We start from the raw sequence: 20,808 nt of genomic DNA on the forward strand, positions 1-20,808 counted from the left end.
CGCGACCCGCCGGACCGCCCGCACGAAGACCGCGACCCGCCGCCCGTCGTCCACGCCCGCCGGGACGCCGCCGGCGGAGGGCGGCGTGCCGCGGTCGTTCGCCGGGGTCTGGTCCGGGACCGCCACCCAGCGCGGCGGCATCGTCACCTCGTTCGACGTGACGATGCGGCTCGGCCGCGGCGCCGACCGGGGCACGATCGTCTCCTCGACCCTCGGCTGCACGGGCGTCGTCGACGTCGTCGGGACGCCGACGGCGAGCGTGCTGCGGCTCCACCAGCGAACGACCCGCTCCGGCGACGGCCTGTGCGCCCTCGGCGCGGACATCACGATGACGAAGCGCTCGACGAACAAGGCCGCCTGGGCCTGGGTCGACGACACCGAGCCGACGAACACCGCGAGCGCGGTCCTCACCAGGCCCTGACACGCAGGCGATTTCAGCCCGGGGAGCCGGGGCGGCTAACATGGCCCGGTTGCCTCGGCGAGGGTAGGCCGCGATGCGGCTCCGTGATCGACGCGGTGCAGACGCTGTCGCGCCCGCGCCCACGCCGTGGCCCCGCAGACCGTTGCACCGCCATCGAGGACCACCGGGCGACACAGCCCGGACGACGAGGAGTTACACAGTGGCCGAGGTCAAGCTCTCCGCCGAGACCCGTTCCGAGTTCGGCAAGGGCGCCGCGCGGCGCCTGCGCCGTGAGAACAAGGTGCCCGCCGTGCTCTACGGCCACGGCACCGACCCCGTCCACGTGAGCCTGCCCGGCCACGAGACGATGCTCGCGCTGAAGAACTCGAACGCGCTCCTCGCGCTCGAGATCGAGGGCAAGAAGCAGCTCGCGCTGCCGAAGGACGTGCAGCGGCACGCGACCAAGGGCTTCATCAAGCACGTCGACCTCATCCTCGTCCGCAGCGGCGAGAAGGTCACCGTCGACGTCCCGCTCCACATCGTCGGCTCGCCGGTCTCCGGCACGATCGTCACGCAGGACATGACGACGATCTCCGTCGAGGTCGAGGCCACGCACATCCCGAAGTCGATCGACGTCGACATCGACGGCGCCGACGAGGGCACGCACATCAACGCCTCCCAGGTGACGCTGCCCGAGGGTGCGACGCTCGTGTCCGACCCCGAGGCGCTCGTGCTCCTCATCTCGACGCCGGGCTCGTCCTCCGACGCGGCCGACGAGGCCTCCGACGCGGCCGACGCCGAGGCTCAGGCGGCGGCCTCGGCCGCGGCGAGCGAGGGCTGACCGGCCCTGCCCGGCAGGCCCGGTCGGCACCGCCCGACGAGCACAGGTAGAGCATCGTGAACGACCCCGCCGTGGCCGGCGGCGACCCGGACGCAGTCTGGCTCGTCGTCGGCCTCGGCAACCCCGGGCCCAAGTACGCCGGCAACCGGCACAACGTCGGCGCGATGGCCCTCGACGCCGTCGCGGCCGAGCTCGGTGCCCGGTTCTCCGCGCACCGCTCGCGGGCCGAGGTCAGCGAGGTGCGGCTGCCCCCGGTCGGCGGCCGCCCCGGGCCGCGCGCCGTCCTGGCGAAGCCGTCGTCGTACATGAACGAGTCCGGCGGCCCGGTGAGCGGTCTCGTGAAGTTCTTCAAGATCCCGGCCGCCAACGTCCTCGTCGTCCACGACGAGCTCGACCTGCCCTTCGGCGAGGTCCGGCTCAAGCGCGGCGGCGGCGAGGCCGGCCACAACGGGCTGCGCTCCATCAGCCAGTCCCTCGGCACGAAGGACTACTGCCGCGTCCGCGTCGGCGTCGGACGCCCGCCCGGCCGGCAGGACGCCGCCGACTTCGTCCTCAAGGACTTCCCGGCCTCGCAGCGCGAGGAGGTCGCCCTCCTCGTGGGCGACGCCGCGGACGCCGCGCTCGACGTCCTGCGACAGGGCTGGGAGCGGGCGCAGGGCGCCGTGAACACCGTCCGGCGCTGACCCGCCGCACGCCCGGACGCCCCCGGACGGCCCAGCGCGCGGGCGCGGACCCTGACGAAACGTCACGACCCGCCGTCCCGCGCCGACCTTGAGCCCTTCGGTGTGCTCCGTGCGGGTGGTCCTGCGCACCCATCGGTGGGACGCGGCCCCCGACGGGTCAAGGCCGGACGCCGCCGCCGCCGATGCACCGGCTGTCGTCGAGCAGCCGGGGGAGCACGCAGCATGAGCACCGAGGACCGGAGCACCGCCGGCGGACGGCCCGCCGGGGCCCGCCGCCCCGCCCCGCACCGGATCGCGGCCGTCGCCGCCGCGGCGGCCGTCGCGAGCACCGTGAGCCTGCTCGTCGCGGCCCCGCAGGCGGGCGCCGCCACGACGAACCTCGTCGTCAACCCGACGATGGAGCGCAGCACGTCGGGGTGGTTCGCGTCGTCCTCGTTCGCCCTCGCCCGGGTGGCCGGCGGGCACGGCGGCGGGTACGCCGTCCGCCTGCGCAACAGCGCGACGACGGCCCGCACCGGCGTCGTCAACGACACGGTGAACACGGTCCGCTCGACCACCGCGGGGCACGTCTACGCCGCCTCGGCGTGGGTGCGCTCGTCGACGCCGCGGCGGACGGTCTCGCTGCGGCTCATGGAGTACCGGGGCCGCACCTACCTGGGGCAGAAGGTCGGTTCCGTGACCCTGCCGGACACCGGCTGGCACAAGGTCTCGACCGTCTACACCGCGCGGACGACGGGCGCCACGGTCGACGTCAACGTCCTCGGGGTGCGGCTGCCCGCCGGGGCGTCGGTGCTCGTCGACGACGTCACGCTGCGGGACGCGACGCCCGCCGGCCCGCCGCCGACCGACCCGGGCACCCCGGACGACCCCACCGGCACCACCCGCGCGGGCTGGACCCTGAAGTGGGCCGACGAGTTCGACGGCACGGGTGTCGACGCCACCCGCTGGAAGGTCGACGACCTCTCGACGTACGGCGACGGCAACTCCGAGGTGGCCTGCCTCATGGACCGGCCGGAGAACGTCTTCACCAGCGGCGGTGTGCTGACGATCCGGGCCCGCCGCGAGGCCGCCCCGGTCCGCTGCGGCGACCGCGACGCCCGGTTCCCGGCGGGCCGCTCGTACACCTCCGGGATGCTCCGGACGACGGCCGCCTGGCAGTACGGCCGGATCGAGATGCGGGCCCAGCTGCCGACCGCCCAGGGGGTCTCGAAGGGCCTGTGGCCCGGGTTCTGGATGCGGCCCGCCGGCGGCGGGACCGGCGAGCTCGACATCCTCGAGACGATCGGCAGCGGCCCCGGCGGCACCGAGTGGAACAAGATCCACCAGACGATCTGGTACGACTACAGCGGCACCCACCCGCGGCAGACCCTCACCGCGACGACGGACGTCGACCCGAGCGCCGGCTTCCACACGTACGCGGCCGAGTGGGAGCCGGGCGTGATCCGCTGGTACGTCGACGACCGGCTCACGTACACCCGCACGACGGCGACGACCCCGTGGCTCGACGAGGCGTTCGGCAAGCCGTTCGTCATCCGGCTCAACATGGCCGTCGGCGGCTCGTGGCCGGGCAGCCCGGACGCGACGACGACGTTCCCGGCCGACTACCGCGTCGACCACGTGCGGGTCTACCAGCGCTGACGCACCCCGCCGCGCCGCCTGCTTTTCCGGCGTTGTCCCCACTTGCCGCCCCGCGCAGCCCTATCGTCGGTCTGGACCGGGCCCGGGCCAGGCCGGTCGACGGGTGTCGGGTTCGAGCGATGGGGTGAAGCGCGTGTCCTTGGGCATGGAGCCCGAGGCGTTCCGGCGTCCTGCGCCGGGCGACCCGGAGATCGCCGCCGGCGGTGGCGACCTCGGTGCCGTGCTGGGGCGCGGCGGCCTCGACGGGCTCAGCCTGTCCGAGCACCTCGACATCTCCGAGCGGCCGCAGCCCCTCACCACCCGCACCACCCGGCTGCCCCGGCCCGACATCGCCGACGACGACGCCCAGGGCATCCTCGAGTCCTACCGGCGCCGTGCGATGGCGATCGACGGCGCGAGCGCCCTGCTCGCCGCGACGATCGCCGGCATCGGCCGGTTCGACACGCGCTGGCCGATCGGGATCGTCGTCCTCACGGCCGTCCTCCCGGCGGCCTGGCTCGTCGTCCTCGCGCTGCAGCGGGCCTACGAGAAGCGGTACGTCGGCACGGGCACCGAGGAGTACCGGCGGACGGCGTACAGCGCGTTCGTGCTCTTCACCGTCATCGCCGTCGCGTCCTTCACCCTGCGCGCGGAGCTCTCCCGGCAGTGGGTGCTCACCGCGGTGCCGCTCACGGTCCTGCTCTCGCTCGTCGGGCGGCACACGCTGCGGACCTGGCTCTTCAAGCTGCGCCTGCGCGGCCAGGGCCAGCAGAAGGTCCTCGTCGTCGGCCGCGCCGACGCCGCCGTCGCCGTCATCGAGAAGCTCGACCACGAGCCCCAGCACGGGCTCGTCGCCGTCGGGGCCTGCGTGCCGCCGGCCGGCGTCCAGCTCTCGCACGTCCACGGGGTGCCGGTCGTCGGCGACCCGGACCAGATCCTCGACGCGGTCGTCGAGCTCGGGGTGCACGTCGTCGCCGTCGTCTCGCACCCGGACCTGTCCGGGCACGCGCTGCGCCGCCTCGCCTGGGCCCTCGAGGAGCGGGACGTCGAGCTCGTCGTCTCCCCGGGCATCGTCGAGGTCGCGGGCCCGCGGCTGTCGATCCGCCCCGTCGCCGGGATGTCGCTGCTGCACCTCGAGCGCCCGGTCATCAGCGGCGGCCGCCGGGTCGCCAAGATCGCGTTCGACGCCGTCGCCGGCTCGCTCCTGCTCGTGCTGGCGGCGCCCGTCATGCTCGCGATCGCCGCGGCGGTCCGGCTGGAGAGCCCCGGCCCGGTGCTCTTCCGGCAGACCAGGATCGGCGCGAACAGCCGGCGCTTCACGATGCTCAAGTTCCGTTCGATGGTCCTCGACGCCGAGGACCGCAAGGGGGAGCTCGCCCACCTCAACGAGGGCAACGACATCCTCTTCAAGGTCCGTGAGGACCCGCGCGTCACGAAGGTCGGCTCCTTCATCCGCCGGTTCTCCCTCGACGAGCTGCCCCAGCTCGTCAACGTCGTCCGCGGGGACATGTCGCTCGTCGGGCCGCGGCCGCCGCTGCCGGAGGAGGTCGCCGTCTACACCGACGACGCGACCCGCCGGCTGCGCGTCCGGCCCGGGATGACCGGTCTGTGGCAGGTCAGCGGCCGCAGCGACCTGTCGTGGGAGGAGTCCCTCCTGCTCGACCTGCGCTACGTCGACAACTGGTCGCTCATGCTCGACGTGACGATCCTCTGGCGGACGGCGCGGGCCGTCGTCCGGGGCACCGGCGCGTACTGACCGTTCGCCGGGGACGTTCGGGACGTCGGTCCCCGGACGATCGGCGCAGGAGGGGTACCCCGCCCGGCGGCCTACCCGGATCCGACGGAAGAATCGCGAATCACACGATGCGGGTGTGCGCGCGGAGTTACGTTCGGTGGCGTAGGGGCGAAGGCGACCCGGGGCGGGTCGCCGAAAGTGATGACCACGAGCTGGGGTGACCTCGTGTCGTTGGAGACCGAACAGGATGTAACTCTCAGTACCGAATCGGTATCGCAAGGTGCTCGCAGCGGGGCCCGCGGGGCGGCGGACCCACGGACGGACCCACGGACGGACCCACGGACGGAGCCTGTCTGGCGCCGCACCCTCGTCGAGGTGACGGCCCGGACGACGGGGCGTGCCGACGAGGCGTCCCGGATCGTCGCCCGCTACCGGGGCGCGGCGCTCGCGCTCGACGCGACGGCGGCGCTCCTGGCCTCCGCGGCCGTCGCCGGCGCCAGGTTCGCCGGCCGGATCGGCCTGGACTACCTCGCGCTGTGCGCCGTCCTCCCGCTCGTCTGGGTCGCCGTCCTCGCCTGGAACCGGGCCTACGAGCCGCGGTTCCTCGGCACCGGGACCGAGGAGTACCGACGGATCCTCACCGGCGGGTTCGTGCTCTTCACGGTGCTCACCGTGGCGTCGTTCTCGCTGCAGGCGGACCTCTCCCGGCTGTACGTCGGCGGGGTCGTCCCGCTGACCCTGGCCCTCACGACGCTGTCCCGGCACACGCTGCGCGGCTGGCTCTTCCGGCTGCGCCGGCAGGGCCGGGCGATGCAGCACGTCCTCGTCGTCGGCCGGGCCGACGCCGCGGTCGCCGTCGCCGACAAGCTGCGGAACGAGCCGCAGCACGGGCTCGTCGTCGTCGGGGCGTGCGTGCCCGCGGTCGAGGTCCACGTCTCGCACGTCGCGGACGTGCCGGTCGTCGGCGACCTCGGCCGGATCCTCGAGGCCGTCGACGAGCTCGGCGTGCACGTCGTCGCGGTCGTCTCGCACCCGGACCTGTCCGGGCACGCGCTGCGCCGGCTCGCCTGGGCCCTCGAGGAGCGCGAGGTCGAGCTCGTCGTCTCCCCGGGCATCGTCGAGGTCGCCGGCCCGCGCCTGACGATCCGGCCCGTCGCCGGGCTGTCGCTGCTCCACCTCGAGCGGCCCGCCTTCGCCGGCGGCCGCCGGGTGCTCAAGGTGCTCGTCGACGCCGTGCTCGGCACGGCGCTGCTCGTCCTCGCGGCGCCCGTCATGCTCGCGGTCGCGGTCGCCGTCCGGCTGGACAGCCCGGGGCCTGTGCTCTTCCGGCAGACCCGGGTCGGCGCGGCCGGCCGGCCCTTCACGATGTTCAAGTTCCGCTCCATGGTCGTCGACGCCGAGGAGCGCAAGGCTGCGCTCGCGCACCTCAACGAGGGCGGCGAGATGCTCTTCAAGGTCCGTGCCGACCCCCGGGTGACCCGGGTCGGGGCGTTCATCCGGCGGTTCTCCCTCGACGAGCTGCCCCAGCTCGTCAACGTCGTCCGCGGCGAGATGTCGCTCGTCGGCCCGCGGCCGCCGCTGCCGTGCGAGGTCGAGCGCTACGACCACGACGCGACCCGCCGGCTCCGGGTCCGCCCGGGGGTCACCGGGCTCTGGCAGGTGAGCGGCCGCAGCGACCTGTCCTGGGAGGAGTCCGTCCTCCTCGACCTGCGGTACGTCGACAACTGGTCGCTCGCCCTCGACGCCGTCATCCTCTGGCGCACCGCGCGGGCCGTGCTGCGCCCGCAGGGCGCCTACTGACGCCCCGCGCCCGTCGGCCGCGAGCGCTCAAGATCCGCGCCCGCGGCGCCGACGTCTCGCAGTGCGACCGCGCACGACGTCCCACGACCCTTCGGGGGACGATGGTGCGGGCCCACGCCTGTCGTGGGTTAGCGTCACCGGGTGAGCGGCCCGGTACGCACCGGCCTCGCACTGGACCGAAAGGGTGAGATGAGCGGCCACGACGACGCGCGCCTCGCGCGGCTGCTGGCGCAGGCGGCGGGCGACGCGCTCCTCACCGTCCGCACGCAGGGCCTCGCCGGCCGCGACCTCAAGGACGCCGGCGACGCCCGCGCCCAGGAGGTGCTCGCGGCGCTGCTCGCCGAGCACGCCCCCGGGGACGCCGTCCTCTCCGAGGAGGCCGCCGACTCCTCCGCCCGGCTGGCCGCCGACCGGGTCTGGATCATCGACCCCCTCGACGGCACCCGCGAGTTCTCCGAGCCGCCCCGCGACGACTGGGCGGTGCACGTCGCCCTCTGGGCCGGCGGCGACCTCGTCGCCGGTGCGGTCGCCCTGCCGGCGCGCGGCGTCGTCCACGGCACGGACGACGCCCCCGTCGTCCCGCCGCGGCCCGCCGGGGCGCCGGTCCGGCTCGCCGTGAGCCGGTCCCGCCCGCCCGAGCTCGCCACCGCGCTCGCCGCGCAGCTCGGTGCGGACCTCGTGCCGATGGGCTCGGCCGGCGTGAAGTGCGCCGCCGTCTGGACCGGCGAGGCCGACGCGTACGTCCACGCCGGCGGCCAGTTCGAGTGGGACTCCGCCGCCCCCGTCGCCGTCGCCCGTGCCGCCGGGCTGCACACGAGCCGCATCGACGGCTCCCCGCTCGTCTACAACCGTCCCGACCCCCGTCTGCCCGACCTCGTCGTCTGCCGCCCCGAGCTGGCGGCCCAGATCCTCGCGCTGACCACGGCCCTCACCACGGCCGGGGCCGGCGCGCCCGCTGGAGGAGCCCGATGACCCACCCGTCCCCGGAGCGCCGGACTTCCGAGTACCGGCTCTCCCAGCTCGACACGCTCGAGGCGGAGTCGATCCACGTCTTCCGGGAGGTGGCGGCCGAGCTGGAGAAGCCGGTGCTGCTCTTCTCCGGCGGCAAGGACTCGATCGTCATGCTGCGCCTGGCGGAGAAGGCGTTCTGGCCGGCGCGGATCCCGTTCCCGATGCTCCACGTGGACACCGGGCACAACTTCCCGGAGGTGCTGGAGTTCCGCGACCGCCGGGTCGCCGAGCTCGGCGTCCAGCTCGTCGTCGCGAGCGTGCCCGACGCGATCGCCGCCGGCACCGTGCACGAGCTCCCCGACGGCACCCGCAACCGGCTCCAGACCCCGGTCCTGCTCGAGGCGCTCGAGGAGGGCGGGTACACGGCCGCCTTCGGCGGCGCCCGGCGCGACGAGGACAAGGCCCGCGCCAAGGAGCGCGTCTTCTCCTTCCGCGACGAGTTCGGCCAGTGGGACCCGAAGAACCAGCGCCCCGAGCTGTGGTCGATGTACAACGGCCGGATCCACAGCGGCGAGAGCATCCGGGTCTTCCCGCTGTCGAACTGGACCGAGCTCGACATCTGGCAGTACGTGCAGCGCGAGGGCATCGACCTGCCGAGCATCTACTTCGCGCACGAGCGCGAGGTCTTCGACCGCGCCGGGATGCTCTACGCCAACAACGAGTTCTGCCGCCCGAAGGCGGGCGAGGACCTGTTCACCGCGAAGGTGCGCTACCGCACCGTCGGGGACGCCTCGCTGACCGCCGCGGTGCGCAGCGAGGCCGACACGCTCGACGCGATCATCGAGGAGGTGTCGACCACGAGGATCACCGAACGCGGTGCCACCCGCGGGGACGACAAGTTCTCGGAGGCCGCCATGGAGGACCGCAAGCGGGAAGGGTACTTCTGACAGTGGGACACGCCGGCATGGACATGCTCCGGTTCGCCACGGCGGGCTCGGTGGACGACGGCAAGAGCACCCTCATCGGGCGTCTCCTCTACGACTCGAAGTCGATCTTCGAGGACCAGATGGACGCCGTCGAGAAGGCCAGCGCGGCCAAGGGCGACGAGTACGTGAACCTCGCGCTGCTCACCGACGGCCTGCGGGCCGAGCGGGAGCAGGGCATCACGATCGACGTCGCCTACCGCTACTTCGCGACCCCGCGGCGCAAGTTCATCATCGCCGACACCCCCGGGCACATCCAGTACACCCGGAACATGGTCACGGGTGCCTCGACGGCGGACCTCGCGATCGTCCTCGTCGACGCCCGCAAGGGCCTCGTCGAGCAGAGCCGCCGGCACGCGTTCATCGCGACCCTGCTCCGGGTGCCGCACCTCGTGCTCGCGGTGAACAAGATGGACCTCGTCGACTACTCGCAGGAGGTCTTCGAGTCGATCGCCGACGAGTTCACCCGGTTCGCGACGAAGCTCGACGTGCCCGACCTCACCGTCGTGCCGATCTCGGCGCTGCTCGGCGACAACATCGTCACGCGCTCGCAGAACATGCCCTGGTACGACGGGCCGTCGTTGCTGCACCACCTCGAGCACGTCCACGTGTCGAGCGACCGCAACCTCATCGACGTCCGGTTCCCGGTGCAGTACGTCATCCGGCCGCAGTCGGCGCAGCACCCGGACTACCGGGGCTACGCGGGCACCGTCGCGAGCGGCGTCCTCAAGCCCGGCGACGAGGTCATGGTGCTGCCGAGCGGCTTCACGAGCCGGATCGCGGCGATCGAGACCATGGACGGCCCCGTCGACGAGGCGTTCCCGCCGATGGCCGTCACCGTGCGGCTCACCGACGAGATCGACATCTCCCGCGGCGACATGATCTGCCGCCCGCACAACGCGCCGAAGCCGACGCAGGACGTCGACGCGATGGTCTGCTGGATGGCCGACAAGCCGCTCGCCAAGGGCGCCAAGCTCACCATCAAGCACACGACCCGGACGGCGCGCGCCCTCGTCAAGGACGTGCGCTACCGGCTCGACGTCAACAGCCTGCACCGCGAGGAGGGGCCCGCCGGTCTCGGTCTCAACGAGATCGGCCGGGTCGTGCTCCGGACGACGCAGCCGCTGTTCGCGGACGAGTACCGCCGCAACCGGACGACGGGCGGCTTCGTGCTCGTCGACGAGGCGACGAACGCCACGGTCGCCGCGGGGATGATCCTCGACCAGGGCTGAACGCACCGTCATCGCCTCACCCGGACGGCCGTCGTCCGCACGCCCCCTCAACGTGCGGGCGGGCCGGCCGACGGGAAGGGCATGACACCCGACCCTGTCGGCCCGGCGGACCCGTCCGGCGTCGCCGAGACGTCACCGACCGTGAGCGCGGTCGACATCAGCCCCGAAATGCCTGACGCTGCGTGGTCGACACGGCAGGATGGTGACGTTCACCCGGGGCGGGTGGCGTCGACAGGACGGACTGTGACGAGCGAACTGACGACGGGCCACGGCGGCCCGTGGACCGTGGCCCTCCCCGGGCAGCGCGCGGCGGCCGGCGACGCCGACCCCGAGGCCGGCGCCGGCACTCCCGGCGCCCCGGGCGGAGAACGCCTGCGGCTGCTCCTCGTCGGCTCCAGCGGCGGGCATCTCGCCCAGCTCACGGCGCTCGACCCGTGGAGCGCGGCCCACGACCGGCACTGGGTGTGCTTCGACACCCCGGACGCCGTCTCGATCCTCGCCGGCGAGTCCGTCACCTGGGCGTACCACCCGACGACCCGGCACCTGCCGAACCTCCTGCGCAACCTCGGCCTGGCGTGGCGGGTCATGCGCGAGGAGCGGCCGGACGTCGTCCTGAGCACCGGTGCCGGGGTGGCGCTGCCGTTCTTCGTGCTCGCCCGCCTGTTCGGCGTGCCGGCGATCTTCCTCGAGGTCTACGACCGGCTCGACACCTCGACCCTCACCGGTCGGCTCGTCCGGCCGTTCGCGAGCCGGATGCTCGTCCAGTGGGAGGAGCAGCGCGGCCTCTACCGCGACGCCGAGGTCGTGGGGTGCGTGCTGTGAGCGCCACCGGCGACGCGCGTCCGCGGCTGTTCGTCAGCGTCGGCACCGACCACCACCCCTTCGACCGGCTCGTCGGCTGGGTCGCGGACTGGGCACGCGCGAACCCGGACTGGGACGTCGCGCTCCAGCACGGCCGGACGGCGGCGCCCGCCGCCGCGCCGAACCTCGAGGCGTTCGCGTTCTGCGACCACGCTCGGCTCCAGGACCTGTTCTCCGGCAGCGACGCGGTCGTCAGCCACGGCGGCCCCGCGACGATCACCGAGGCGCGCCGTACCGGTCACGTACCGGTCGTCGTCCCGCGCGACCCCGCGCACGGCGAGCACGTCGACGGGCACCAGGTGCTCTTCGCCGGTCGGCTCGCGGATGCCGGTCTCGTGACGCTCGTCGCCTCGGCGGCGGCGCTCGACGAGGCGGTGAGGGCCGCTGCCGAGCAGCGTCGTGCGGTGCCGGCCCCGGTGGCGGGCAGGGCGGCGGCCCAGGCCGTGCCGCCCGGCGTGCACCGGGTCGGGCAGGTCGCGGAGGCGCTCGTCGCCGAGGCCAGGTCGTCCCGGCGGGCCCGTGCCGGCCGGAGCCGTCGTCGCTGATCGCCACCTGGTGAGTCACTGAGAGTGACCTCGGTCGCCCGGTCGCTCCGTGCCCGGGCGGGTGCGGCCGTGTTAGCGTGCTGGTCGTCGTGGCGGCACCGCCGTCGCGCAGCCATGTCCGCCGGTCCGGGAGGTCACGTAGCGTGAGCGAACAGGGTCACGGCCCTGACGCCGAGCTCGACCTCACCGAGGGGGCGCCCGCTGCCCTGCGCGGGCCGTCGCACCGGCCCCGGCGGCGCGAGCGCGCCGCCCGCGCACGCCGTCGNCGGTGCGGCGACGGCGAGCGCGCCGCCCGCGCACGCCGTCGCCGCACCGTCGCCGCCCTCGTCGCGGTCGCCGTGGCGGGGGTGGGCGTCCTCGCCGCGACCCACCGTCCGGCCGGCTCGGACGGCGTGACGACCGTCGCCGCCGACGGGCCGTCGTCCGCGGCCGTCCCCGGCGCGACGACCGCCGGCTCGGCGGCGTCCGGCACCGCGACCGGCACGCCGACGGGCACCGCGACCGGTACCGCGACGGGCACCGCGACCGGTACCGCGACCGGCCCGGCGACCGCGACCGGCACCGCGAAGACCGCGAAGACCCCTGCCGCGACGAAGGCCGGCGCCACCACGACGGCCCGGCGCACGACGTCCGCCGCGCCGGGGCCGACCCCGCGGCTGCGGGCCGGCGGCGCACCGTTCGCGACCCGCTGCGCCGTGAGCCGGACCCTGGTGCCCTCCTGCGGCGCCTACTGGGGGATCTACTCGCGGCGCTACGGCGGCGGCAACGTCGAGACGACCGTGAAGGCCTGGGAGTCGACCGTCGGCCGGCGCTTCGACATCGTGCTCATGTACTACGACTTCTCCGGCCGCAACGGTCCGGGCTGGTTCCCGGACGCGTCGATGAAGAACCTCGGGTCGAGCCGGATCCTCCTGCTGGACTGGGAGTCGCGGAACTTCTCGACGGGCGCGAACTACCGCTGGGCCGACATCGCGGCGGGGAAGTACGACGCGAGCGTCGTCGTCCCGTCCGCGCAGCGGGTCAAGGCGTACGGCAAGAAGGTCATGCTCGGGCTCGACCACGAGATGGACCTGTCCTACGCCAAGCACGGGACGGCCGCCGAGTACCGGGCCGCCTACAAGCACCTGCGGGCGGTGTTCGCCGCCCAGGGCGTCGACAACGTCGTGTGGACCTGGGTGACGTCCGGCTACGTCGCCTACGGCAACGGCCCGCACGTGAAGTCGTTCTACCCCGGCGACGCGTACGTCGACTGGATCGGGTACGACCCGTACAACTTCAACACGTGCCACAAGAGCGGCTGGGAGACCTTCGACCAGACGGTCAAGGGCTTCTACGACTGGTCGGCCGCGAACGGCCTGGGGAGCAAGCCGCTGCTCGTCCAGGAGTACGGGATGCACTACGGCGACAACGCGAAGTCCCGGCAGTGGTACCGCGACATCGACGACGTGCTCCGCAAGCGCACCCGGATCAAGGCGCTCGTCCGCTGGGACTCCGACACCTCGTGCACGCTGCGGATCGACAACGGGACCGGGATGGTCGCCGAGTTCAAGGCCGCCGGGCTCGCGGTCGACCGGCCCTGACGGTCAGCTGCTCCAGGGCAGCTCGCGGCCGAGCAGCGTCGCGAGCGCGGCGTTGTGCGGCGCGTAGAAGGCGCGCAGCTCCTCGGCGGTCGCCGGGTCGATCTTCGGCGCCGGCCGGTTGTTGAAGTGCGCCTCCTTGGGCACCGGCCACGGGTCGATGCCCAGGTGCTCGAAGACCGTGTTCATGACGGGCACCGGGTCGGCGTACATCTCCTCGCTGACGACGACGAGCACCCGCTCACGGCCGACCGCGTCGAACCAGCGCTCGAGCTGCGGCGCGTAGACGCCCCGCTCGCGGTAGGTGTGGTAGTCGTGCGGCCGGCTGTAGTAGTACGGGTCCGCGGCCATCTTCTCGGCCTCGCCCGCGAGCCGGTCGGGCTCGGCGGCGAGCGCCTCCTCGAAGGTCAGCGGCTCGACCCCCTCGTCGACGCGCTCCCAGTAGTGCGAGTACGCGCGCTTGACCGGGTCGCGGAGCAGGACGACGAACCGCGCGTCGGGCAGGTCGGTCGCGACCCGCTGCGGCACGTAGGGGTTGAACATGTAGTACGGGCTGGCCTCGCCCGTGACGACGCGCTTGCCGAGCCGGCGCTCGGCGGCCCGGCGGGCGGCCGCGGTCGGGAAGTGCCCGCGGTACCAGGCCTCGCCGCGCGCGTAGTGCCAGTAGAAGTAGTGCGGGCTCTTGTGGTGCTCCCAGCGGGCGACCATCGGCAGCACCTGCGGGTGCTGCTCGATCCAGCGCCACGCGGACGTCGAGCCGCCGCGCTTGGTGCCGAGCACGAGGAAGTCCGGCATCGGCCGCAGCGCCGCCGTGGACTGGCCGTAGGCGCGGATGACGCCCTTGCCGAGGTCCTTCGCCTGCTCGGGGACGAGCGCCTTGACACGCTTCTCGAGGCCGTTCACAGCGCGGATCCCTCTTTCCTCTGCGGTGCCGGGTCATGCGGTGCCGGGTGGTGCGGTGCCGGCCGGGTGGTGGAGCCCACCCGGTCATCTGGTTCATCGGACGGCGCGGGGCCGGACTGGACCGTGCCGGGCCGGCGGCGCAGGGCGGCGACGAAGCCGTCGAGCCCGAGCGCCCGGCGCCGCACCCAGAGCACGCCGCCGTAGACCGTGCACGCGGCGGCGACCCCGGCGACGGTGCCCGCGAGCGAGGTCCCGAGGACGGCGCGGACGGCGAGCGCGGGCCCGCCGAAGGCGAGGACGGCGAGCGCGGCCACCTCGGCGACGCGGCGGTCCCAGGACCGCACGCCGAGCCCGCGGCGCAGTTCGAGGGTGCCCAGCGCCGCGTCGGTGAGCAGCGCCGCACCCCAGCCGAGCGCGGCCCCGACCATGCCGAGGCCGGGGACGAGCGCGAGGTCGACGGCGAGCATGACGGCGGCCGCGACGCCGGTGTTCACGGCGGCCCAGTGGCTCTTGCCGGCCATGTTGAGCACGGTGTTCGCGTTGCCGGTCGCGACGACGCCGAGCATCGCGAGCGACAGGATCGTCAGCGCGTCGGCACCGGCGACGAAGCGCGGCCCGATGAGGGAGAGGACCGCCGGGGCGAAGACCGCCATCCCGAGGTAGACCGGCCACGTCGAGGCGATCGCGCCGACGGTGCTGAACCGGTGCACCTGCTGCGCCTCGGCGCGGTCGCCGCGGCTGAACGCGGCGGCGACGGCGGGGGCGATGGAGAGCCGGATCGCCTGCATCGCAAGGGTCCCCGAGGTGACGAAGCGACTCGCTGCGGCGTAGATGCCGGCCTCGACCGGGCCGCGCAGCGCCGCGACGAGCAGCACGTCGGCCCACGTGACGATCACCTCGAACGTCGCGGCCACGCCGCGCGGGGCGGTGAGCCGCCAGAACCGGCGCGCGACGCCGTCCGCGGGCAGGTCCGCCAGCGGCTCGCCGGCCGCGGCGGCGTCGGCGGCCTTCTCGTGCCCCCGCCGGACGGCGGCCCGCACCCGGGCCCGGACGTCGCGGCCGGCGACGGCGACGGCGACGAGCAGCGGCGCGGCCCACACGAGGAGCGCCCCGTGCAGCCCGGCGCCGAGGCCGAGGACGGCGGCGACGAGCAGCAGCGGGCGGCTCACCGGGAGCAGGACCTGCTGGTAGAGCGTATACGTGCGCATCGCGCCCAGGCCCCGGCTCGCACCGTTGAGCAGCGCCGTCGACAGCGTCGAGAGCACGAGGAACGGCGCGAGCAGGCGCAGCGCGGAGGCGGTCCGTGCGGCGTCCGCCGGGTCGTCGACGAGCAGCCGGGCGAGCGGACCGGCCGCGGCCCAGACGAGCGTCGCGACGACGACGGAGCCCACGAGCACGGGCACGAGCGCGGCCCGCAGCGTGACGCCGAGCAGCCGCTGCCCGCCGGTCGCCCGCAGCCCGGACAGCGACCGGACCAGCCCGGTGTCGGCGCCGAGCAGCAGGACCGTCGTCGCGATGGTGAAGGCGGCGACGGCGGAGAAGAACTCACCCGTCGCGCGGTCGTCGAGGAGCCTGCCGACGGCGAACGTCAGGGCGAACCCGCCCGCACCGGTGCACACGGCGCCGGCCAGGCCGAGGACGCCGTGACGGGCGACCTGCGTCCTGGTCGCCGCAGGGTCGGCAGCACCGGAGGGCGGGGGCGCGCTCACTACAGGCCACGCCCCCGGCGGTGCAGGGCCGCCTGGAGCCGGTCGATCGAGAGCAGCCGCAGCGCGGCCGCCGCGGCGAGGTAGCTGCGCGGCTCGCGGCGGGAGAGCCGGACGGTCTGGGCGGCGGTCGAGAGCGCCTCCCGGCGGCGGCCCATCGCGGCGAGCGCGATCGCCTGCTGGCCCTTGATCCGGGCGAGCCCGCGGGGCACCTGCGCGAACTGCGGGTGCTTGACGAGCATCGCGTCGAGGGACTCGTGGATCGTCGCCCAGCGGCTGAAGTAGAACGACGAGCCGTGCCAGTGGATCTTCGTGAGCGGTCGCGGCACCGAGAGCACCGGCCCGACGGAGGCGGCGCGCAGCAGCAGGTCGTAGTCCTCGGCGTAGCCGCCCGGCAGGTCCTCGTCGACGAGGCCGATGGGGCCGACGAGGTCGGCGCGGCGCAGCAGGAACGACGACGGGTGCAGCTCCATGATCCGGCGCAGCAGCAGGTCCTCGAGGTGCACCGGGTGCAGCGGCCCGGGCCGCTCGACCTCGGTGCCGTCGTGGACGACGACGATGCCGGTCGCGACGACCGAGGCGCCGGGGCTGCGCTCGAGCAGCGGCACCTGGGCACTGAGCTTGCCCGGCAGCCACTCGTCGTCGTCGTCGCAGAACGCGACGAGCGCGTGGGTCGCGGCGAGGATGCCCGTGTTGCGGGTGCCGGCCAGGCCGGGGGAGCGGGTGTTCGTGATCTGCCGCAGGGTGAACCGGGCGGGCAGGTCGACCGCGAGGTCGGTGACGGGGGTGCCGTCCCGCACGACGAGGATCTCGACGGCGCCCGGGTGGTCCTGCGCGGCGATGCCGGCGAGGGCCCGGACGAGCAGGTGGTCCCGGTCGCGGGTCGGGATGACGACGGTGACGGGGGCGGCGGTCGCCCCGGACGCCGCGGTGGCGTCGTCCGTCGTCGGCTGCGTCGGGGTGTCGGTGACCTGCACGGGGTGCTCCGCTTCGGTTCGGTCGGTTCGGTCGGGGGTGGTTCGGTCCGGGGCGGCCGGTCTCTGGCCGGGGACGATCATGGTGCCGTCCAGGTGCGCAGGACGGCGGCGGCGTCCGGGTCCAGGCCCGGCGGCAGGCCGCGGCCCGCAGCGAGCGCCGCGAGGGCCGTCGAGAGGACCGCGACGAGGTGGACCCGGACGAGGGTGCGGACCAGGTCCGGGACGTCGGCGGCCGGGACGCCGAGCCGGGGCAGGACGCGGGGTCCGGCGGCGGCCATCGCGGCGACCGCCTCGGTGAAGGTCGCGCCGTCCAGGACGTGCGTGCACTGGTAGACCCAGCGCAGCGCGTCGAGCCCGACCGGGCCCTGCCGGCTGCCGTACTCGAGGTCCCAGACCCAGAGCGTGTCGCCGGCCCAGCCCATGTTCCAGGGCACCCAGTCGCCGTGGAAGGCGCCGACGGCGACGGGCCGGTCGCCGTCCGCCCGCTCGACGCTCTCGGTGAGGGCGCGCAGGGCGTCCGCGAGGTCGGGGCGGGTGCAGTCCGGGCCGGTCACGGCGCGGACCCGGGCGGTGAGCTCGGTCCAGAGCGCCGTCGTGCGCAGCGGGGCGGTCGCCGGGCCGGCGTCGTCGAAGGCCGCGGCGAAGGTGGCGAGCCGGTCGAGCACCCGGTCCTCGTCGTCCCGGCGGGCGCCGCGGGTGCTCTGCGGGAGGGGCTCGACGACCGACACGGTGAACGGCCCGACGGTGCCGTGGTCGAGCACCCGCGGCAGCCGGACGGCGGGCCCGGGCAGACCGGCGCCGAGGTCGCGCAGGAGGACCGCCTCCCGCTCGACCCGCTCGCCGGTCGCCGGGTCGGACGCGACCTTGGTGAAGGCGACGACCCGGCCGCGGCCGTCGGTGACCTGGACGGTCGGCTTGGCGAGCGGGTGGAAGGCGCGCAGGCTCACGGCGGTCGCGACGGCGCCCGGGACGTGCCGGCGCAGGTGCCGGGTCACGAGCGCCGCGTCGACGGCGTCGTCCGGGACGTCACGGGGCACGCTGGCCCGCAGCACCGTGCGGTCGCCGGACACGGCCGCCAGGCCCGCGACCGCGAGCGAGGCCGCCGTCCGGGCGGCCCGCACCTTGGGCCCGCGCAGCCGGTTGTGCGACGTGAGCAGCCGGCGGGCGGCGCCCGCGTCGACGGGCACGAGGAACAGCGGGCGGGCGGCCGACGGGATGACCCGCCAGGCGTCGACGACCCGGTACCCGGCCGGCGGCGGCCCGTAGCCGACGTGGACGTCGACCCCGGTCGCCGGGAACAGGTGGCGCAGCTGGGCGGTGGCGGCGTCGACACGCGGCGACGAGGGGCCGAGCTCGATGGTGACGCGGCCTGCGGTGGTCGTCACGACGGTGCTCCTCCGGTCGGGCGCGGGGGCGGCGCGGGCCGGCCTGGGGCGGGGATCCCGACGTCCGGCCAGCGCAGGCTGCGCTCGAGGTGGCTCTCCCGGTGCGGGGGGACGCCGTGCCGGCGGACGACCCGCTCCGGCACGACCGGGGCGTCCGAGCGGACCGGGTCGTCGCGGCGCAGCAGCAGGGCCGCGGTGACGAGGACGATGAGCAGGTTCATCCCGTCGAGCCCGTAGAACATGAGCATCACCGAGACGACGACGAGTGTCATGTGCACGAAGGCGCCCGGGAGGTCCGTCGTGCGCCGCGTCGCCACCGCGAGGCCCCAGATCGTCAGGAGGAACAGGGCCAGCCCGACGAAGCCGTGGGAGAACATGACGTACCAGAAGTGGCCCTGCGTGCCGACGCTCACGCCGAGCAGCTCCGACGGCCGGGGGGCGCCGTAGCCGAGCAGCGGCGACTCCAGCGTGCGGTCGAAGGCCTCCCGGTAGATCGAGGCCCGGTCGGCCGTCGTCGAGCTCGTCGACGTGCGCTGCGAGATCCGGTCGAGGGCCCCGGTGCTCAGGACGAACAGCGCCGCCGCCGTGAGCGGGACCGCGGCGAGCAGCACGTGCCCGAGCCGGATCCGGCGCCGCAGCCGCAGCGTCGTCATCATCGCCGTGACCGCCACGCCGACGAAGATGCCCCGGTTGAGGGTCGCCAGGGCGGGCGGGACGGCGGCCAGCACGAGGAGCGTGAGGGTCGTCCTGAGCCGGCGGTCGGCGATGAGCCACAGCGCGACGACGAGCGGCAGGAGCAGGACGAACGCGTGCCCCCAGCCGTTCGTGTAGGGGAACGGTGCCGCCGGGCGGACGAAGGGGTAGGGCGCGCCGTACGGCTGCTGGACCTCGGCGAACCGCGGGCTGAGCAGCTCCCGGACGTAGTCGTTCGAGGCGATGTTGCGCGGCATGATCCGCAGCATCGGGGTGTTGATCCGGGTGTACGGGGCGATCATCCCGAGGTAGCCGCCGGCGGCGACCCAGCCGAGGAACCAGGCCATCGCCCCGAGCAGGCGGCGGCGGGTGAGCCGCTCGGCGGCGTTGTAGACGTAGACCGCGACGATGCTCGCGCCGACGAGCGTCGTCCAGCGCTGCGCGAAGCCGAGCATCCGGCCGGCGGTGTCGATCATCGACGCCGAGACGAGCATCCAGATGATGAAGCCGGTCCACGGCAGCCACATCCGGGGCAGCCGGATCGACCCGCGCACCGACATGAGGAACAGGCAGACGGCTCCCGCCATCGGGATGACGAAGGGCATCAGCCCTGCGACCCACCACAGCGGGAAGAGCACGAACAGCCACGTGACCGGCCAGGCCGGTAGCACCCCCGCGCGGGCCGCCCGGGCGCCGCGGCGGTCGAGCGGGCCGACGGCCACGCCCCCCGCCTGCTGCAGCGCGCTCACGGTGCGGGCCTCCACGGGTCGCTCGTCCTCGTCGGTCGTTCTCGGGGCGGTGCTCGGCGGTGCGCCGTCCCTGTCTTCATCGCCCGAGGAGGGGTTCAGCCTTAGCCGGGACGTGCCGATCATTCTTCAGCAGGCCAGGGTGTCCGCCGGCACGTTCGCGGAGAGTCGCGGACAAACCGAGCGAACGGTGTAGATCCTGGCCCGGGGTGCCCGTGCGCCCCACGGCCGCCCTAGGCTGTGCGACACGACAGGCTGACGACGAGGACGCCCGGACCGACCTGGAGGCCCGCAGGCATGGAGGACATCACCGGCGCGCTCACCGTCAAGGACGTCGTGACGCGCGTCAGGCAGCGTCCCGTCCTCGCGGTCGCCCCGATGATGCTCGGGCTCCTGCTGTCGGTGGCCTACGTCGTGCTCACCCCGCCGACGTACTCGGCGACCGCCTCGGTGAAGGTCGAGCCCGTCGTCGCGGACCGGTACGCGGGCAACATCAACGTGTCGAACATCATCTCGATGCAGACCGAGATGCAGGTCGTGCAGTCGACGTCCGTCGCCGCCCTCGCCGCCGACACCCTCGGCATCGACATGCGGACCGTGCGGCACTCGATCGCCGTCTCCTCGCCGCAGGACACCCAGGTCGTCGACATCACCTACTCCGCGGGCTCGCCGGCGGCGGCGGTGCGCGGTGCCGCGACGGTCGCCGACAGCTACCTCACGTACAGCAAGCAGAGCAAGCAGGCCGTCGCCAAGACGCAGTACGCCGAGGTGCTCAAGAACATCGACGAGGTGCAGAAGCAGATCGCCGTGAAGTCCACGACGGCGCTCCAGACGCAGCTCGACGTCCTCGTCCAGAGCCGCCGGAGCCTGGAGTCGCTCCTCGCGAACACCGCCGGCGAGATCATCAACAAGCCGGTCGAGCCGACGTCGCCGGCGTCGCCGAAGCCGCTCGTCGCGATCCCCGCCGGGCTCGGCCTCGGGGCGATCCTCGGCCTCGCGCTCGCCGTCCTCTGGCCGGCCCGCAGCCGCCGCCGGCTCACCGCCCCGGTCCCGCCGCGGGCCTCCGGCGCCGTCGCCCCGCAGCACGGCCGGCCCGCCGCCGGCGGCNTGGTGCCCGGCCCGGCCGGTGGCCCGCCCGGGCACCACGGTGACGAGCCGGACGCCGACCGGTGG

17 protein-coding genes and 1 pseudogene are annotated in these 20,808 nt (G+C 74.4%); 13 read left to right on the forward strand and 5 right to left on the reverse strand.

Annotated elements, in window-relative coordinates; translation table 11 throughout:
• From ECOMGDLI_RS35115 to ECOMGDLI_RS37115, 12 genes and pseudogenes are all read left to right on the forward strand, one after another.
• A pseudogene (locus ECOMGDLI_RS35115) lies at positions 1 to 421 on the forward strand (hypothetical protein); the annotation flags it as partial.
• Between the two features lie 199 nt (positions 422 to 620).
• Positions 621 to 1,241: a 50S ribosomal protein L25/general stress protein Ctc gene (locus ECOMGDLI_RS32945; protein WP_198955400.1), complete on the forward strand. Its 621-nt coding sequence runs from the start codon at positions 621 to 623 to the stop codon at positions 1,239 to 1,241.
• 56 nt (positions 1,242 to 1,297) lie between these two features.
• Entirely contained in the window at positions 1,298 to 1,924 is a 627-nt protein-coding gene (gene pth / locus ECOMGDLI_RS32950) for an aminoacyl-tRNA hydrolase (RefSeq protein WP_233153736.1), read from the forward strand.
• Between the two features lie 222 nt (positions 1,925 to 2,146).
• A complete protein-coding gene (locus ECOMGDLI_RS32955) occupies positions 2,147 to 3,562 on the forward strand; it encodes a family 16 glycosylhydrolase (protein ID WP_088321041.1) in 1,416 nt (471 codons plus the stop codon).
• Positions 3,563 to 3,695: 133 nt separating this feature from the next.
• Complete coding sequence (locus ECOMGDLI_RS32960) at positions 3,696 to 5,297, forward strand: sugar transferase (protein WP_198955401.1); 1,602 nt, start codon at positions 3,696 to 3,698, stop codon at positions 5,295 to 5,297.
• A gap of 354 nt (positions 5,298 to 5,651) precedes the next feature.
• On the forward strand, positions 5,652 to 7,076 hold the full coding sequence (locus tag ECOMGDLI_RS32965; RefSeq protein WP_088321042.1) for a sugar transferase: 1,425 nt from the start codon (positions 5,652 to 5,654) through the stop codon (positions 7,074 to 7,076).
• 189 nt (positions 7,077 to 7,265) lie between these two features.
• Positions 7,266 to 8,048, forward strand: coding sequence for a 3'(2'),5'-bisphosphate nucleotidase CysQ (locus ECOMGDLI_RS32970; protein ID WP_088321043.1), 783 nt, complete (start codon positions 7,266 to 7,268; stop codon positions 8,046 to 8,048).
• Entirely contained in the window at positions 8,045 to 8,974 is a 930-nt protein-coding gene (cysD, locus tag ECOMGDLI_RS32975) for a sulfate adenylyltransferase subunit CysD (protein WP_088321044.1), read from the forward strand. Before ECOMGDLI_RS32970 ends, cysD begins: the two co-directional genes overlap by 4 nt.
• Positions 8,975 to 8,991: 17 nt before the next feature.
• Entirely contained in the window at positions 8,992 to 10,242 is a 1,251-nt protein-coding gene (gene cysN, locus ECOMGDLI_RS32980; RefSeq protein WP_088321065.1) for a sulfate adenylyltransferase subunit CysN, read from the forward strand.
• A 372-nt stretch (positions 10,243 to 10,614) separates the two neighbouring features.
• Positions 10,615 to 11,064 (forward strand): UDP-N-acetylglucosamine--LPS N-acetylglucosamine transferase, encoded by a 450-nt coding sequence (locus tag ECOMGDLI_RS32985; RefSeq protein WP_369812822.1) that lies wholly within the window; start codon positions 10,615 to 10,617, stop codon positions 11,062 to 11,064.
• Positions 11,061 to 11,648, forward strand: coding sequence for a glycosyltransferase (locus ECOMGDLI_RS32990; RefSeq protein ID WP_198955403.1), 588 nt, complete (start codon positions 11,061 to 11,063; stop codon positions 11,646 to 11,648). The genes ECOMGDLI_RS32985 and ECOMGDLI_RS32990 overlap by 4 nt, the downstream gene beginning before the upstream one ends.
• Positions 11,649 to 12,691: 1,043 nt before the next feature.
• Complete coding sequence (locus ECOMGDLI_RS37115; RefSeq protein ID WP_369812823.1) at positions 12,692 to 13,228, forward strand: glycosyl hydrolase; 537 nt, start codon at positions 12,692 to 12,694, stop codon at positions 13,226 to 13,228.
• A 3-nt stretch (positions 13,229 to 13,231) separates the two neighbouring features.
• Here the strand turns inward: ECOMGDLI_RS37115 and ECOMGDLI_RS33000 are convergent, their stop codons facing one another.
• From ECOMGDLI_RS33000 to ECOMGDLI_RS36530, 5 genes are all read right to left on the reverse strand, one after another.
• Positions 13,232 to 14,128, reverse strand: coding sequence for a sulfotransferase (locus tag ECOMGDLI_RS33000; protein WP_088321047.1), 897 nt, complete (start codon positions 14,126 to 14,128; stop codon positions 13,232 to 13,234).
• Positions 14,125 to 15,837: a lipopolysaccharide biosynthesis protein gene (locus ECOMGDLI_RS33005; RefSeq protein WP_088321048.1), complete on the reverse strand. Its 1,713-nt coding sequence runs from the start codon at positions 15,835 to 15,837 to the stop codon at positions 14,125 to 14,127. Before ECOMGDLI_RS33005 ends, ECOMGDLI_RS33000 begins: the two co-directional genes overlap by 4 nt.
• Entirely contained in the window at positions 15,837 to 16,811 is a 975-nt protein-coding gene (locus ECOMGDLI_RS33010) for a glycosyltransferase family A protein (protein WP_198955404.1), read from the reverse strand. The genes ECOMGDLI_RS33005 and ECOMGDLI_RS33010 overlap by 1 nt, the downstream gene beginning before the upstream one ends.
• 77 nt (positions 16,812 to 16,888) lie before the next feature.
• Positions 16,889 to 18,196 carry a phosphotransferase gene (locus ECOMGDLI_RS33015; RefSeq protein WP_088321050.1) on the reverse strand — a complete coding sequence of 436 codons (1,308 nt, stop codon included), beginning with the start codon at positions 18,194 to 18,196 and terminating at the stop codon, positions 16,889 to 16,891.
• Positions 18,193 to 19,653: an O-antigen ligase family protein gene (locus ECOMGDLI_RS36530; RefSeq protein WP_088321051.1), complete on the reverse strand. Its 1,461-nt coding sequence runs from the start codon at positions 19,651 to 19,653 to the stop codon at positions 18,193 to 18,195. The genes ECOMGDLI_RS33015 and ECOMGDLI_RS36530 overlap by 4 nt, the downstream gene beginning before the upstream one ends.
• 279 nt (positions 19,654 to 19,932) lie before the next feature.
• Here ECOMGDLI_RS36530 and ECOMGDLI_RS33030 point away from each other — a divergent pair.
• On the forward strand, positions 19,933 to 20,742 hold an 810-nt coding region (locus ECOMGDLI_RS33030; RefSeq protein WP_233153738.1), incomplete at its 3' end, for a Wzz/FepE/Etk N-terminal domain-containing protein.
• Positions 20,743 to 20,808 lie beyond the last annotated feature (66 nt).

This window comes from Kineosporia sp. R_H_3 (genome assembly GCF_002198675.1).
In the GTDB taxonomy this organism is placed as follows: Bacteria; Actinomycetota; Actinomycetes; order Actinomycetales; family Kineosporiaceae; genus R-H-3.